The sequence below is a fragment of the Neisseria sp. P0024.S006 genome (genome assembly GCF_051956595.1).
GTDB lineage: Bacteria > Pseudomonadota > Gammaproteobacteria > Burkholderiales > Neisseriaceae > Neisseria.
Genome location: NZ_JBQCXH010000054.1, coordinates 1 through 453, shown reverse-complemented (window position 1 = coordinate 453; position 453 = coordinate 1). Strand labels below are relative to the sequence as shown.

The 453-nt window shown below is 55.0% G+C and carries 1 pseudogene; it reads left to right on the top strand.

The window, feature by feature from the left end:
- A pseudogene (locus ACTHUF_RS11235) lies at positions 1 to 413 on the top strand (aminotransferase class V-fold PLP-dependent enzyme); the annotation flags it as partial.
- Between the last annotated feature and the right edge of the window lie 40 nt (positions 414 to 453).

The following is a 453-nucleotide window of genomic DNA, read 5'->3' as shown; positions in this document are numbered from 1 at the left end:
GCTTCCGCAGCGGCACATTGCCAACCCATCAAATCATCGGCATGGGCGAAGCCTTCCGCATCGCAAAAGAAGAACTCGAGCAAGACATGGCGCACTACCGCAAATTGCGCGACATCTTCCTCAAAGGCATCGAAGGCATCGAAGAAGTCTATATCAACGGCGACCTCGCACACCGCGCCCCGAACAACCTGAACGTCAGCTTCAACTTCGTCGAAGGCGAAAGCCTGATTATGGCAGTGAAAGAACTCGCCGTATCCAGCGGCTCCGCCTGTACTTACGCAAGCCTTGAGCCAAGCTACGTTTTACGTGCACTTGGTCGCAACGACGAATTGGCACATTCCTCCCTGCGCATCACCTTCGGCCGCATGACCACCGAAGAAGAAGTGAAATTCGCAGCAGAACCCGTCTCTTCTACATCTCTTGCGCTGCCGACGACGGAGAGGGTGTAGATCT